8 protein-coding genes are annotated in these 15,628 nt (G+C 65.7%); 6 read left to right on the top strand and 2 right to left on the bottom strand.

Going from position 1 to position 15,628, the window contains the following annotated elements; genetic code table 11:
- Window positions 1–140: 140 nt before the first annotated feature.
- A complete protein-coding gene (locus HWW87_RS12525; protein ID WP_175820487.1) occupies window positions 141–1,199 on the top strand; it encodes a hypothetical protein in 1,059 nt (352 codons plus the stop codon).
- A 99-nt stretch (window positions 1,200–1,298) separates the two neighbouring features.
- Here the strand turns inward: HWW87_RS12525 and HWW87_RS12520 are convergent, their stop codons facing one another.
- Window positions 1,299–2,939, bottom strand: coding sequence for a glycosyl hydrolase family 28-related protein (locus HWW87_RS12520; RefSeq protein WP_175820486.1), 1,641 nt, complete (start codon window positions 2,937–2,939; stop codon window positions 1,299–1,301).
- A 238-nt stretch (window positions 2,940–3,177) separates the two neighbouring features.
- Window positions 3,178–3,498 (bottom strand): hypothetical protein, encoded by a 321-nt coding sequence (locus HWW87_RS12515; RefSeq protein ID WP_175820485.1) that lies wholly within the window; start codon window positions 3,496–3,498, stop codon window positions 3,178–3,180.
- A 56-nt stretch (window positions 3,499–3,554) separates the two neighbouring features.
- On the opposite strand from HWW87_RS12515, the gene HWW87_RS12510 reads away from it, so the two are divergent.
- Genes HWW87_RS12510 through HWW87_RS12490 form a run of 5 tightly spaced genes read left to right on the top strand, consistent with a single transcriptional unit; the run spans window position 3,555 to window position 15,628 of the window.
- The gene (locus HWW87_RS12510; RefSeq protein ID WP_175820484.1) at window positions 3,555–4,760 is read left to right on the top strand and encodes a capsular biosynthesis protein; all 1,206 of its coding nucleotides are present in this window, start codon (window positions 3,555–3,557) and stop codon (window positions 4,758–4,760) included.
- Window positions 4,753–5,544: an SDR family NAD(P)-dependent oxidoreductase gene (locus HWW87_RS12505; protein WP_175820483.1), complete on the top strand. Its 792-nt coding sequence runs from the start codon at window positions 4,753–4,755 to the stop codon at window positions 5,542–5,544. Before HWW87_RS12510 ends, HWW87_RS12505 begins: the two co-directional genes overlap by 8 nt.
- A complete protein-coding gene (locus HWW87_RS12500) occupies window positions 5,541–7,073 on the top strand; it encodes an LTA synthase family protein (protein WP_175820482.1) in 1,533 nt (510 codons plus the stop codon). The genes HWW87_RS12505 and HWW87_RS12500 overlap by 4 nt, the downstream gene beginning before the upstream one ends.
- A gap of 3 nt (window positions 7,074–7,076) precedes the next feature.
- Window positions 7,077–14,714: a type I polyketide synthase gene (locus HWW87_RS12495; protein WP_175820481.1), complete on the top strand. Its 7,638-nt coding sequence runs from the start codon at window positions 7,077–7,079 to the stop codon at window positions 14,712–14,714.
- Window positions 14,711–15,628 carry a UDP-3-O-acyl N-acetylglycosamine deacetylase gene (locus HWW87_RS12490; protein WP_175820480.1) on the top strand — a complete coding sequence of 306 codons (918 nt, stop codon included), beginning with the start codon at window positions 14,711–14,713 and terminating at the stop codon, window positions 15,626–15,628. Before HWW87_RS12495 ends, HWW87_RS12490 begins: the two co-directional genes overlap by 4 nt.

The following is a 15,628-nucleotide window of genomic DNA, read 5'->3' as shown; positions in this document are numbered from 1 at the left end:
TCGTTTTTGATCGAGTATCGTTCGGGGGGGCGTTCGTGACGAACGGGGATGTGGTGGAGATGCAGTTGGGGGTAAGACATGTGCGCGACAGACTTGATGCCTGAGTCTTCCGGGGTGATGAAGGCCAATACAAGGAAAATATGAAGATCAATAGGCGTGAATCCAGTAATCGAGCGGATCGTCTCACGTTATATCGACTGCTTTCGGATTCCTTCGTTAGTGAAGCCGTGGGGAAGGAAGCGTGGGTCGCGCACACACGGAATAATGTCGAGCTCTGCAGGTTTCTTGAGGGATTGGATCGCAGGAATCTCTACCGCATCATTTTTGATCGCCCGCCCGAGAGCGTGTGGGGGATCGGCTCGGCGAGCGAGCTGAATCGAACGGCTGACCTGGGGCTGTTTTATGATCTCGTTTTCTCGGAGGAAAACAAGGTCATGGGCGAAATTGTTTATGCGAAAACAATCGAGAGCCGGGGGATGGATATTTTCATCCACATCCCGAAGACCGCGGGGACGACGGTCAACAATCTTCTCGAGACCAATGCGAGTCTGCTGCGTAATGCCTGCTTCGACATCTCGACGCTTGTGGCCATGTATCGGGAGGAGCAGCAGGCGCGCCGGATCATTTTCTCGGGTCACCGGACGCTGGAGTTCTACGATCGATCCATCAATCTGAGCGATATCGGAGTAATTTTCACGTCCATTCGAGATCCGATCGACATCGCGATATCGTATTTCAACTTCGCCTTTACGATGGTGCGCAGCAACGACGAGGCATGGGGCGCGCAATGGCGACCTTTTGTCGAAGAGTGGCAGAGTTCAGGTGCGGGTCCCAGCGACTGGTTCGTGAATTACTGCGGATCGGAATTTTTCCGTCGCAATGTTTCAAATATATATTTTGATTATCTTGGTGATCCGGGTAAATCGCCGGACGATGCGAGGGCGATCGTGGATAACATGCTTAGATTTGGTGTGTTTGCGGTCAGATCGGATCGGGTGAATGATTTCGTTTCCGATTCCGCTGGCGGCGAAAAACTTGAAAAGAACAAATCCGATGCGGTGGTTACACGCGATACGCTAAGCTTCGACATCCTTCTTCATCTGCGTCGACTTATGCCCACCAACGTGGAGTTCTACGCGTTGCTGGATAGTTTTTCGACGTGGAGAAAATCCGGCTACGTCGATTTCAGGGCGGTCTGATTGTCTTGTGCTGGATGCGTTGCCGATCGGGTGTCGGTTCCCGGCCGATGCGCGAAACGGCATCGGTCAGCCGGCGGCCTGCCGTTTCAGATCGGCGGCTCACTGCAGCCACCACGTCCAGTCAGGGCGCGAAGAATAGATGATGCGCAAGGTATCGCCCGGCGCGATCGTAAAGGGCGCGTCGGGCGCCGAATTGAACAGTGAATGGCCGTTCAGGTCGATCGACGAGATCTTCCCGCCACGGATCGACACGAGTGCACGTGATCCCAACGGGTTCTTGAATTCCTTGCCGGACGCCGGAAATGGCGGCGAAACAGCGGCCCGGCTTCCACTGAAGCCCGGACTGTCGGTGATCTGGTTGCTGCTCGCCCCTGCGTTCGCGATGCCGTTGGTGGGAGACTGGTTGCCGTTGAGGTCCACAGCGGCGACCGTCACGTTTCTCGACGACGGAGAGATCGCGATCCCTTGAGCCTGGTTTCCAGTGCCCCTGCCATACGCGTCGCCGCCGACGCGTCCGCCAGATATGCGAACGCCGGCGGCATGCGGGCCGATGTCGATACCGTTGCCTTCGCCGGGCTTCAGGAAGCTGTTTCCGAATATGTTGGGCGACGGGATGTTGATGTTCTGCCCGCCGGCCAGATTGATTCCGTGTCGACGCCATCCGCTCACTTGTGCCGGGGACAAGGTCGCATTGATCACGGCCTGAGAATATGCGCCTCCTCGGTTGGTGCCGTCGATCACCATGCCGTCAAGGCCGGAGCCCGACTGGCCCTTGATTGTCGAATAGATCGAGAGCTGGCCGATATACTGGGAGCCGTTACCCAAGGGCCCGCCGACCCATACCCCGGCGCGACCGGCTCCGTCGATGTACCCGCCCGGGGCCAGAGTAGGCTCCAGTATCAGCTTGTTGTCGGCACGCTGTTCGATGTGCACATTGTCGACCGTCGATTGCCCGATATAGTAGGTGCCGTCGAGTGTGACGTGTTCTCCCGCAAAAATGGAAATGCCATACTGCCAGCCTTTCAATAGCGGCCCGTTGATGTAGGGGCTCGATATTTCAACTTCGGTTGGCAATTCGACGGAGCCGGTCGATGTCTTGTACCCCGACGCGGCACTCAGGGGTAGCAATGAAATGGCCGTGTGCGAATTGTGCGTCGGACCTGCTTCGGGGTCGTAATTCCCGGGAGCAACAATCTGATCCAGCTTTACTCCCTGTCCACCGTACAGAAACATGCCGTACGCGCCGTTTGTAAACGACGCGCGAATGGTGGACTGGATAGGGGACAGCAGGATGATGTGAGGCTTCGTTTTGACCGCGGCGTTGGTGTGGAAAAAACCGATGTCGGTGATGTCGTTGCCAACAAGGGCGGTGACCGGGTTCGTACCGACAAGTATGTCGACGATGTCCGAACTCGTGGCGATGACGGTCGCGGATTTGCCCGCTCCGCGTAACCGGATGTGGGAGCGTGTTTCGCGCAGGGTCGACTTGATCAGGTACACGCCGGATGGCAGATCGCAGGTGCCTCCGCGTTGCTTGCTCGCCTGATAGTCGATGCAGCCCTGGATGGCTTTCGACACGTCGACGCTGGCGGTACCGGCTTTGACGTCGGCGATCTGCGCTGGCGACATAAAATCGAACACGCTGTCGTAGTCCGACAGCTTATCTGCGATCGTGCGAGGGACACTGCCAGAGGCCGGCAACTGAAATAGCCCGGCCGAATCGAAACGGGCGGTATTCACGCCATTTTCAGCGTGAGAGGAGAGATCGTCCGCGTATGCCGGTACCAGGCAACTGTCGCCGGTAAGAACGAATCCCAGAAGCCATGCGATTACGATAGCTTGGTGATATTTTTGGGTATCGAATTCGTGCTTCCTTTCTCCTCTCCGAAAAATACGTGCTACCCAATGAAGCCGAAACACCCGACCAAGTATCGTTCCCATAATAATCGGCGTCGGTAGTGTGAAGCCCATTAAGTTTTTACTTGACGCGATAGCCGTACATCGATATCGTTTGTTCCCTGTTTTCATGTCGCCCTTTCAATTCCTGCGCAGTCGCGGTGGAATTTCGGCTGCCGGCCGCCGTTACGGCGACCGTTGGCCATTGCAATGATGCATATGACCGCAGCTTGCCCATCGGCGTTCTGTCGGACACGGGCGCGAAAGCGATTTGCAGGGTATTGCCTTGCGCATCCGCGGGAGCAATTTCCGCGAGCGCCGTTAGGTTTGTCACAGTCGGAGTGATATATTGGCGGTCGTCGTCGGGAGACGGCAGCGTGGTCTGGCACCGTAGCATGCGCACGGCCCGGATCCACCAGAGCAGGCCAATTTTTCGAATAAGTCCGTATTACCCATACCATGCCTCGCTCATTTCTTGTGCTGCAAGGCACGGCGTCGTCCTTTTTTGCCCGGCTTTCCGACGCGCTTCGCGCGCGTGGTCATGTCGTTCGCCGAATCAATTTCTGCGGAGGGGACTGGTTCTACGATTGGCACGGCGCCAGCGTGAACTACAGCGGCAAACCCTCGGATTTGCCTGGCTGGTACGCCGATCTCGTGTGTCGCGAGCACATTACGGACGTCATCATGTTTGGTGATTGCAGAGAGATTCACCGGCACATACATCCGATATCGGAGTCGCGGGGTCTGCGAGTGTATGTGTTCGAGGAAGGTTATGTTCGCCCGCACTGGATCACGCTGGAACGCTACGGTGTCAATGGTCGGTCGCTGATGCCGACGGATCCGGCTGAATATCTGCGTCAGCGGGATCTCGTTCCGCCCGCTCAACCCGGTCAGCCGACCGGATACAATCTTTACGAACGCGTCTTTCACGACATCACGTATCGGCTCGCCAACGCGCTGTTCGCCTGGCGCTTTCCCCGCTATCGCAGTCACCGCCCGCGCAATGGGATCGTCGAATACGCTGGACTTGCGTTTCGCGCGCTTTTGCAGGGGCGACATCGCCGCCAGGCCGACGCAGTCGCGCGCGAATTGCTCGACTCCGGCCGGCCCTATTACCTGTTCCCGCTTCAGCTCAACTCCGATGCGCAGATCGCCGTGCATTCGCCATTCGAAGGGATACGCGACGCGATTGACTACGTCCTGCGCTCATTCGCCCGGCACGCGCCGCACGACGCGACCCTGCTGATCAAGAACCACCCGCTCGACACCGGCATGATCGAATACGACCGCTTCGCGATGTCGATTGCGCGCGAGGCCGGTATCGGAGATCGGGTCCGTTTCATCAACTCGGGCCACTTGCCGACACTGCTCGAGCACGCGCGCGGCGTGGTCGTTGTGAACAGCACGGTCGGGCTGTCGGCTTTGCACCACGAGCGCCCGCTAGTGGCGCTCGGGACCGCCATTTATAATATGCCCGGCTTGACCTGGCAGGGAAAACTCGACGATTTCTGGCATGGCGGCGAGCTGCCGGACATGCATCTCTATCACGCCTTCCTGGACTACGTGATGCATCACACGCAAATCAACGGCGATTTCTACACCCGAACCGGCATCGAGATGGCGGTCGCGGGGGCGGTCGAGCGCCTGGATCGCGCGGATGCCTGATCAACTGCCGCGAAACGTCGTTATCACCGGCGCGAGTGCCGGTCTCGGCCGCGCGCTTGCGCTTGCCTATGCGCAGCCCGGCACGACGCTCGGCATTATTGGCCGCAATCTCGCCGAGATCGAGAAAACGGCCGCTGCCTGCCGAACGCATGGCGCAACGGTTGAAGCGGGCGTCATAGACGTGCGCGAGGCTGCGGCTGTGGCTGCCTGGTTGACCGATTTCGACACCCGCCACCCGATCGACCTGCTGATCGCGAACGCCGGCGTGGCCAGCACGATCGCCGATGCGAGTGACTGGGAAGACCTGGAACGCACGGCTCGCGTCATCGATACGAATCTCTACGGCGCACTGCATACGGTCCTGCCGGTCATCGACCGGATGCGCGAGCGCAGGCGCGGCCGTATCGCGATGGTCAGTTCGATCGCCGCGCTGCGCGGCATGGCTATCTCGCCGGCCTATTGCGCGAGCAAGGCTGCGATCAAGGCCTATGGCGATTCCGTGCGCCCGCTGCTGGCGCGTGACGGCGTCCGCGTCACGATCATCCTGCCCGGCTTTGTGAAGACGGCGATGAGCGACGTGTTCCCCGGCGACAAACCGTTCCTCTGGAGCGCCGAGCGTTCGGCCGCATACATCCGCAGGCGGCTCGATGCAGGCCGAAGCGAGATCGCATTTCCCGGGTTGCTCGCGTTCGGCATGCGCCTCCTGCCGCTCTTGCCCGCGGCGCTGGCCGACGCGATTCTTGACCGCCTATCGTATCTTCCGTCGAAGGACCGGGCCAATTGAGCGCGCGTCTTGCCGTGACGGTGACGGCCACCATTGCGCTGTCGTTTGCGGTCGACGCGATCGCGGTCCCGCGCGCGCCACTGCGGCGTCCGCTGCTGTCGTCACTGCTTCATATTGTTGCCGTACTCTTCGTATTCGACTTGGCGTTCGCCGTCACCTCCCGGCCGCTGTTTTCGGCCTGCGCGTCGCTCGCGCTCGTGGGTCTCGTCGCCGCAGTCAGCAATGCGAAGTACGAGTCGTTGCGCGAGCCGTTCGTATTTACCGATCTGAGCCTGTTCAGCCAGTTGTTTTCGCATCCCCGTCTTTACTTGCCTTTCCTGAGCGTCGGCAAGGTCGTCGCGATCGGTGCGGGTATCGTGCTTGTGATCGCCGGCTTCGTCATCGAGCGCCCCGCGTTTTCAGGCCCCCGCAGGCTGCTCTGGCTTGCGGCGGTGCTGCCGTTCATGCTTGCCGTTCTCGTGGCTGCCCGGGTGCCGCTGACACTCGATCCCGATGTCGATCAACGCAAACATGGCTTTTTTGCCGTGTTCGTTGCCTATCTGCTCAACGGCTTGCGGCCTGCGACGTTTCGGCGGTTCCGTGAAGTCGTGGCGACGGGGCCGTTCGCAACCGGCACGCCGACGCGACGCCCGGACGTGATCGTGATCCAGAGCGAATCGTTCTTCGATGTGCGCCGGCTCGGCGACGCGATCGAGCCGACCCTCTTCAGCCGCTTCGACGAAGCGCATCGCGAGGCCGCGTGGCATGGCGAGATGACGGTGCCTGCGTGGGGGGCGAACACCATGCGAACGGAATTCGCGGTGCTGACTGGCGTGGAATCCTTTTCGCTCGGGTATGCGCGCTTTTATCCGTATGCCTTTGTAAGAAATAAAATCGCCTCGCTCGCGTCCTGGTTCGACCGTTGCGGTTACGACACAGTCGCGATTCATCCCTATTACGCCGATTTCTTCGGGCGGAGCCGAGTATTCCCGTTGCTCGGCTTTACGCGCTTTCTCGATATCCACCATTTTGCGTCGGCGTCCCGTGCCGGCCCGTACGTGGCGGATGCCGCCGTGTCCGAGTCGATCATCGCGGAACTCGAAGCGGCAGACGATGCCCGCCCGCGCTTCATCTTCGCGATGACGATGGAAAACCACGGCCCACTGCACCTCGAGCAGGTATTACCGGGAGAATCGTGTTCAAGGCATACTCTCGGCGAAGACCCATCGTGGCGCGACCTGACAGCCTACTTGCGGCACATTGAAAACGCGGACGCAATGATCGGGCGCTTGCTCGATCATTTACGCGCCAGCGATCGTGAAACAGTCGTTTGCTTTTACGGCGATCACGTTCCCGCGTTACCTCACGTATTCGATAAGCTGGGCGTTTCTCCGCAAACCAGCGACTACTTCATTTGGCGAAATTACGGCACAGACACACCGGAATACCGGAATTTGGCAGCCGAAGAGCTTGGGGCGGCGCTGCTGCATGTGGTACAAGATGACGGAAATCGCGCGGAAGAACCGCACGCATCCGAGAAAGCGACATAAAAGATGAACAGTAAGATTGCAATAATTGGGGTGGCTTGTCGGTTTCCCGGGAGCGCAAACAATCTTGGCGACTTCTGGCAACTGCTGCGCGACGAACGCGACGCAGTGACTGAAATCCCCTCCGACCGCTTCGGTACCGATTTCTACCAGCACCCGTCCAAGCGCGAACCGGGCAAGAGCTATACGTTCGCGGCCGGCGTGCTCGACAACGTCGCCGGCTTCGACGCCGCGTTCTTCGGCATTTCCCCGCGCGAAGCGGCTCAGATGGATCCGCAGCAGCGCCTGCTGCTCGAACTCGCATGGGAGGCGTTCGAGGACGCGGGCGTGCGCCCGGCCGACATGCGCGGCAGCAACTGCGGCGTCTTCGTCGGCGCGGCCAGCATGGATTACGGCAACCGCAACATGGACGATCTGAACGTGATCGATCCGTATTCGGCGACCGGCAATACGCTCAGCATCGCGTCGAACCGCGTGTCCTACCTGTTCGACCTGCGCGGCCCGAGCATGTCGGTCGACACGGCCTGCTCGTCGTCGCTCGTCGCACTCCATCAAGCCGTCAAGGCACTGCAGTCCGGCGAAGCCGACGTGGCGCTTGCCGGCGGCGTCAACCTGCTGCTGCACCCGTTCGGCTTCGTCAGTTTCTCCAAGGCGTCGATGCTGTCGCCGCGCGGCCGTTGCCGCGCATTCGACGCGACCGGCGACGGCTACGTGCGCTCGGAAGGCGGCGCGTTCGTGCTGCTCAAGCCGCTCGATCGCGCGCTGGCCGACGGCGACACGATCCACGCAGTGATCGCCGGCTCCGGCGTGAACTCGGTCGGCCACTCGCCGGGCGGGATCAGCGTGCCCGGCGCGGCCGCGCAGGCGTCGCTGCTGCGCAGCGTGTATGCGCGCGCCGGCATCGATCCGCAGTCGCTTGCGTACCTCGAGGCGCACGGCACCGGCACCGCGGTCGGCGATCCGATCGAGGCGCGCGCACTGATCGACGTCGTGTCGGGCGAGCGCCCGGCCGATCGTCCGCTGCTGATCGGTTCGGTGAAGACCAACATCGGCCACCTCGAAACGGCATCCGGCATGGCTGGCCTGCTCAAGGCCGTGCTGTGCCTGAAGCATCGCGCGGTGCCGCGCTCGCTGCACTTCGTCACGCCCAATCTCGGGATCGATTTCGACGGCGGGCGTCTGCGCGTCGTCGATCGTTACATGCCGCTCGATGCGGGCGACGCGCCGCTGACGGTCGGCGTCAATTCGTTCGGCTTCGGCGGAACGAACGCACACGTCGTGCTGACCGAGGCACCGGTCGCAAACGACGCGTCGACGGGAGCGCCCGAGCCGACTCAAGCGCAACTGTCCCCGCTCGTCCTGACCGCGCGCAGCGCGAATGCGCTCGCGGCGCTCGCAGGCCGCTATCTGATCATGCTCGACAACGGCGGCGACTGGCAGGCGCTTGCCGCCGCGGCCGCACGTCGTCGCCAGTGGCTCGAACATCGCGCGATCGTCGCGCCGGCCGACGTGACCGAAGGCCGTGCGGCGCTTGCAGCACTGTCCCAGCCGGCGCAGGAAGGCCTGCCGGCCTGCGTCGCAACCGGCCAGGCGCCTGCCGACGCACTGCGCACCGCGCTCGTGTTCTCGGGCAACGGTTGCCAGTGGGTCGGGATGGGCAACGAACTCTATGCGGAGAACGCGGTTTTCCGTGCGGCGCTCGACGAAGTCGACGCGCTGTGGTGCGCGGATGGCAGCCCGTCGCTCGTCGACGTGATGCGCGGCGGCCCGAGCGCGGAATGGCTGGCCGGCGCGGGCGCCGAATGGCTCGCCGCGACGGAGAACGCGCAGCCGCTGCTGTTCGCGATCCAGGTCGGCATGATCCGCGTGATCGACGCGCGCGGGATGCGTTACGACGCGGCGATCGGCCACAGCGTCGGCGAAATTGCCGCGGCGTGGGTGACGGGCGCGCTGTCGCTCGCCGACGCGGTTCGCGTGATCAAGATCCGCAGCCGCGCGCAGGCGATGACGCGCGGCAGCGGCCGGATGGCGGCCGTCGGCATCGGCGAGGCGGCGGCGCGCGAACTGATCGCGCGCCACGGGCTGGCGCGCCGGGTCGAGGTGGCCGGCATCAACAGCCCCGATGCCGTGACGCTCGCGGGCGAGCTGCAGGGCTTGCAGGCGCTGGAGGCGGCGCTGCGCGGCAGCGGCAAGTTCTTCCAGATGCTCGATCTCGACTATGCGTTCCACAGCAGCCACATGGACCGCATCGAGCCGGTGGTGCTGGCCGAACTGGCCAGCCTGCGGCCGCAACCGGGCAACGGCACGTTCGTGTCGACGGTGACCGGCGGCCCGCTGGCCGGCAACGAACTCGACGCGCGCTACTGGTGGCGCAATATCCGCGAGCCGGTGCGCTTCGGCGACGGCATCGCGCACCTGATCGAGCAGGGCGTCCGCCTGTTCATCGAAGTCTCGCCGCATTCGATCCTGCGCACGTACGTGAAGCAGGCGTTCGCGGCCGCCGGCGTGACCGGCGCGGTGCTGCCGACGCTCAAGCGCGATCACGGCAGCGCGGCGACGCTGCGGCAAGCGATTCTCGCAGCGATCGCGCATGGCGCGAGCGTCGATCCCGACCGCTTCGCGCCCGGCGCATCGCGGGCGGCATTGCCGTCCTATCCGTGGCAGCGCGACCGCTTCTGGCTGACGCCGACCGTCGAAGGCTACGGTCTCGTCAATCGCCGCCGCGAGCATCCGCTGCTCGGCTATCGGCTGCACGAACACGCATTCGGCTGGGAAAACCAGCTCGATCCGGCGAAGCTGCCGATGCTGGCCGATCACGTCGTCGACGGCGGCGTGGCGTTCCCGGGGGCCGGCTACGTGGAAATGGCGCTCGCCGCGGCGCGGGCCTTCTTCGATACGCCGGATGCGGCGCTCGAAAACGTCGAGATCCGCACGCCGGTCGTGTTCCAGCCGCAGCAGGCGAAGCTGTTCCGGCTCGTGATCGAGCCGCGCACCGCGACGTTCACGATCGAGACGCGCGATCGGATGTCCAACGGCGCATGGACGCTGAACGTGACGGGGCGGATGCTCGAAAGCGGCAACGCGCTCGGCGCCGCGAGCATCGTGCCGGCCGCTGCGCTCGAGCACCTGCTCGCGCTGCCGGCCGCCGACGGCGATACGCTGTATGCGAATACCGCGGCGATCGGCCTCGGCTACGGGCCGGCGTTCCGCTGGGTGCGTACCGTGCGAGTAGCCGTGGCCGAGGACGCCGCGCTCGCCGACGTCGCCGCGCCGGCCGCGTGCGGGGACGCACGGGCGCTGTCCGCTTATCTGTTGCATCCGGCGCTGATGGACAGCGGGTTTCATCCGCTGTTCGCGTTGCTTGCCGAGCATGCGCGCGATGGCGAGCATCCGGCTTACGTGCCGGTGCAGATCGGCCGGGTCGACTACCTGCGCGGCGACACGGTCGTCCGCGTGCTCGCGCGGGTCGACCGGCGCAGCCCGCATTCGATCGTCGCGCATTTCGAATTCCTCGACGCGCAAGGCGCGATCGTCGCGCGGCTCGGCGGCTGCCGGTTTCGGCGCGTGGACCTCGTCGGCCGCCGCCAGAATCTGCCTTCGCGTTTCGTCTACCGCCTCGAAGAGATGCCGTTGCCGAACGACGTCGACGCGGCCGCGTTGCCCACGCCCGATGCGCTGCTTGCGCAAGCCGTCGCGCGCGTCGATGCCGCGGGGCTCGACGGTCGCCGCACGCAGCATTTGACCGAAATCCTGCCGCTGCTCGACGTGCTGGCAAGCCTGTACGTGCTCCGCGCGTTCGATGCACTCGGCGTATTCGCCGGCACGTGGCAGCCTGCACCGGAGCAGGCGGCGCTGGCCGCGCGTCTGGCCGACATGCTCGTCGAGGACGGGCTTGCCGCTCGTGACGGCGCGCGTCTGGTCCGCGACGACGCGGCGTGCGCGGCGCTGCCGCCGCTCGACGATCTGTGGCGCGGGCTGCTGGCCGAATCGCCGGGGCACGTGGCCGAGCTGACGCTGCTTGCTCATTGCGGCGCGGCGCTGCCCGACGTGCTGAGCGGCGCGAAGGACGACGCTCGCTGGCTGTCGCCGACCGGGCACAGCCTGGTCGAGCAGCTGCTTGCCGCGTCGCCGACCTGGCAGCACGTGCATGCGCTGCTCGCGGCCGGCGTCGAGCAGGCGGTCGACGCGTGGCAGCCGGCGCGCCGGCTGCGCGTGCTCGAACTGGGCGCGACGGACGGCGACGTGCTGCAGACGCTCGGTATGCATCTCGCCGCCGCGCGCTGCGATCACACCATCGCCGCGACGGCCGGCCAGCTGGCCGGGTTCGATACGGATGCGCAAGCCACGGTGCGTACGGTTGCGCTGCAGCCGGGCGAACGGCTGTCGCTGTCCGCCGACGAAGCCGGGCCGTACGACCTGATCGTCGCGAACCGCGCGTTGAGCGGCCGTCACGACGCGGCCGATGCGCTGAACGCGATGCGATCGTGGCTGGCGCCGGGCGGCTTGCTGCTGCTGGCGGAGCCGCGTCGCGGCCGCTTCTCCGACATCGTGTTCGGCGCGCAACCTGCGTCGACGGGCGTCGATCTGCCTGCGCCGCTGGCACCGGCGGATCTCGAGGCGGCGCTCGCACGCGCGGGCTACGTCGACGTCGTGCGGCATGTCGAGCAGTCGCTCGATCTGGACGGCACGCCGACGTTCGTCATCGCGCGCAACCCGGCGAGCACCGCGGCCGCGCACCGCGGCAGCGACGCGAGCGATCTCGACACGCTCGCCCGCAGCGAACAATGGCTCGTGATGCATGCACCGGATGCGGCCGGCGGTTTCGGCGGGCGGCTGGCCGATGCGCTCGCGCACGCGGGCTATCCGGCCGATATCGTCGACGTCACGCATGCGGCCGACGCGATCGCGTCGTTGCCGGCCGGGCAACCGGCGCATGTCGTGTTCTGCGCGCCGGAGACGCCGCTCGCCGATACGACGACGGGAGACGGCCTGATGGCCGCGCTGCGTCACGGCGTGATCGCGCTGGCGGCGCTCGTGCGCGCGCTCGGCGCGCAGCCGAATGCGGCCACGCGGCTGACCGTCGTCACGCGCGGCGGCGCGCCGTTCGCCGGGGCCGCGCATGCGCACCCGGAACAGGCGACGCTGTGGGGCCTCGGTCGCGTGCTGGCGAACGAGCATCCCGAATTCGCGTGCCGCCTGATCGACGTCGATCGCGCGGCGGACGGGATTCCCGATGCGCTGATTCGCGAGCTGACCGGCGCGGCGGTCGAGGAAGAAGTCGTGCTGAGCGCACACGGACGCCTGGTGCCACGCATGCTGACGGCCGCGCAGGCCGCGGCGCGCAGCGACGGCGCGATGGCACGCGCGTCGGTGCTCGCGTTCGACGCACCGGGCTCGTTGCGTAATCTCGAATGGTTCGCGTTGCCGGAAAGCGCGCTGGGCGACGACGAGGTGGAAATCGAGCCGGTTGCCACCGGCCTGAATTTCCGCGACGTGATGTATGCGATGGGGCTGCTGTCCGATGAAGCGGTCGAGACCGGCTTCGCGGGCGCGACGATCGGCATGGAACTGTCCGGCCGCGTCGTCCGGGTGGGCTGCGCGGTGACGCAATTCGCACCGGGCGATGCGGTGCTCGGCTTCGCGCCGGCGTCGTTCGCGACGCGCGTCAGGACGCGCGCGCAGGCCATCGCACTGAAACCCGAGCGTCTGTCGTTCGAGGAAGCGGCGACCGTGCCGACCACGTTCTTCACCGCGTACTACGCGCTCGTCGAACTCGCGCGGCTGCGCCGCGGCGAGCGCGTGCTCGTGCATGGCGGCGCGGGCGGCGTCGGGATCGCCGCGATCCAGCTCGCGCGCCACTTCGGCGCGGAAGTGTTCGCGACGGCCGGCAGCGACGAGAAGCGCGAGTTCGTGCGCCTGCTCGGCGCCGATCACGTGCTCGATTCGCGCAGCCTGGCGTTCGCGGACGAGATTCGCGCGATGACGGGCGGCGAGGGCATCGACATCGTGCTGAATTCGCTCGCCGGCGAGGCGATGGTGCGCAGCATCGATACGCTGCGTCCGTTCGGCCGTTTCCTCGAACTCGGCAAGCGCGATTTCTACGAAAACAGCCATATCGGGCTGCGGCCGTTCCGCAACAACATCAGCTATTTCGGTATCGATGCCGATCAGCTGATGGGCGCGTTGCCGGAGCTGACTGCGCGCCTGTTCGGCGAAGTGATGGCGCTGTTCGCGGCAGGCGTGCTGCATCCGCTGCCGTATCGCGCGTTTCCCGCCGAGCGGGCCGAGGACGCGTTCCGCTACATGCAGCAGGCGCGCCAGATCGGCAAGGTGCTCGTGACCTATCCGTCCGGCACGCCCGCGCCGACGCGTGGCGTCGCGTGGGCAGAAGCGCTCGCGCTCGATCCGCATGGCGCATACCTGGTGGTCGGCGGCACGGGCGGCCTGGGCTTCGCGAGCGCGCGCTGGATGGTCGAGCACGGCGCACGCCGGCTGACGCTGGCGAGCCGCTCCGGTGAACTCGCCGCCGCGGCGCGCGAGGAGGTTGCACGCTGGCGCGACACGCTCGGCGTCATCGTCGATGTCGTGTCGTGCGATGTGACCGATGCCGCGGCAGTCGACGCGATGATCGCCGCGATCGTCCGGCGAGCCCATCCGCTGAAGGGCGTGCTGCATTCCGCGATGTCGATCGACGACGGCCTCGTGCGCAATCTCGACGATGCGCGGATGGCCGCGGTGCTCGCGCCGAAGGTGGCCGGCGCATGGAACCTGCATCGCGCGACGCGCGGGCTGCCGCTCGACCTGTTCGTCGTGTATTCGTCGGCGACGACCTATCTCGGCAATCCGGGGCAATCGAACTACGTCGCGGCCAACACTTTCCTCGAGGCGCTGGTCGAATATCGCCGTGCGGCAGGCTTGCCCGGCACGTTCATGGCCTGGGGGCCGCTCGAGGACGTCGGTTTCCTCGCACGCCACGCCGATACGCGCGAAGCGTTGCAGTCGCGGATCGGCGGGGCGTCGATCACGTCCGACGAGGCGATGGCCGCGCTCGAGCGTGTGCTGGTCGCGGGCGCGGCCGGCGAAGCGGTGGTGCGGCTCGACTGGCACGCGGTGGCGCGCGGGATGCCGGCCGCGAAGGCGCGTCGGTATGCGCTGCTGCAATCGCAGGCGAAGGGCGGCGATGCGCGCGACGGCGGCACGCAGCTGCGCGAAGAGGTGCTCGCGCTGCCGCGCGACGAAGCCATCGCGCTGGTGGCGCGGACGCTGCAGGCGCAGATCGCGCGGATTCTGCACATGACGCCCGATCGCATCGCGCTCGACAAGTCGGTGCTCGACATGGGCATGGATTCGCTGATGGGGATGGAGCTCGGCCTCGCGGTCGAGGAGGCGTTCGAGGTCAAGCTGTCGGTGATGGCGATCGCCGAAGGGGCGTCGGTGACGACGCTGGCCGCGCGCATCGTCGATTCGATCGGCGCGTCGGCCGATGCCGGCTCCGATGCCGCGTCGGCGACCGATGCTGCGCACGAGGCCGTCGCGGCGCTCGCCGCGAAGCATGCGATCGACGGCGAAGCGCGCGCGATGCTCGATACGCGGCCGGCGCCGGTCGCCGGCCAGGCGTCGCCGTCGCTGGAGGTGGCGCGGTGAGCGCGCCGACCGGCTGGGCGACGCATCAGGGCACGCTGGCGCGCCCGCTGACGATCGACGGACACGGCTTGCACACGGGGCGCCGGGTCGGCGTGCGGATTCTGCCCGCGCGTCCGGAAGACGGCGTGACGGGCATCGTGTTCCGTCGGGTCGAGCAGGGGCGTACGCTCGCGACGCTGCCGGTCGATCCCGCGCTGCGCCGCGCGCAGCCGCTCTGCACGATGCTGCGCAATGCCGACGGCGTCGGCGTGCGCACGGTCGAGCATCTTCTCGCGTCGCTGCTCGCGTGCGAGATCGATCACGCGATCGTCGAGCTCGATGCGGAAGAGGTACCGATTCTCGACGGCAGCGCCACGCCGTGGGTCGACGCGATCCGCGCGTGCGGTCGCGTCGCGCTCGATGCGCCGAAACGCTTCATCCGCGTGCTGCGGCCGGTCGTCGTCACGGACGGCGACGGCGACCAGCGGCGCGAGATGCGGATCGAGCCGGCGCCGCGTTACGAACTGAGCGTGCGCAACGACCTGCGCGGCTTCGGCGACATGCACTGGGACGGCGCGCTGACGCCGGCCGCATTCGCGACCGACATCGCGCCGTCGCGCTCGTACGGGCGCGTGAAGTGGGCCGTGCCGGCGATCGTCGCCGGCTATCTGCGCGGCGTGCCGATCCTGCGCGGCGCGCGGCCGTCATGCACCGCGTCGATCGTCGGCAATCGCGTGCTGGGCGGGATGCGGCTGCCGGAGGAATTCGTCCGGCATCGCGTGCTCGACCTGGTCGGCGATCTCGCGCTGGCCGGCGCGCCGCTGCTTGCACGCGTGAGCGCGCTGCGGCCGAGCCACGAGATGAATTTCCGGCTGGTCGATGCGTTGCTGGCTGCGCCCGATGCGTGGCAGTGGGCCGAGTTTTCCGAGCGCTGA

The organism is Burkholderia sp. BCC0419, from assembly GCF_902830285.1.
Lineage (GTDB): Bacteria > Pseudomonadota > Gammaproteobacteria > Burkholderiales > Burkholderiaceae > Burkholderia.
The sequence above is the reverse complement of the archived record's forward strand: the minus strand, read 5'-3'. Positions and strand labels throughout refer to the sequence as shown.

Bases quoted from the DNA above. Each gene is read 5' to 3' on its own strand.
- HWW87_RS12525 (WP_175820487.1), top strand. From the start codon at position 141: ATGAAGATCAATAGGCGTGAATCCAGTAATCGAGCGGATCGTCTCACG.
- HWW87_RS12510 (WP_175820484.1), top strand. From the start codon at position 3,555: ATGCCTCGCTCATTTCTTGTGCTGCAAGGCACGGCGTCGTCCTTTTTT.
- HWW87_RS12505 (WP_175820483.1), top strand. From the start codon at position 4,753: ATGCCTGATCAACTGCCGCGAAACGTCGTTATCACCGGCGCGAGTGCC.
- HWW87_RS12495 (WP_175820481.1), top strand. From the start codon at position 7,077: ATGAACAGTAAGATTGCAATAATTGGGGTGGCTTGTCGGTTTCCCGGG.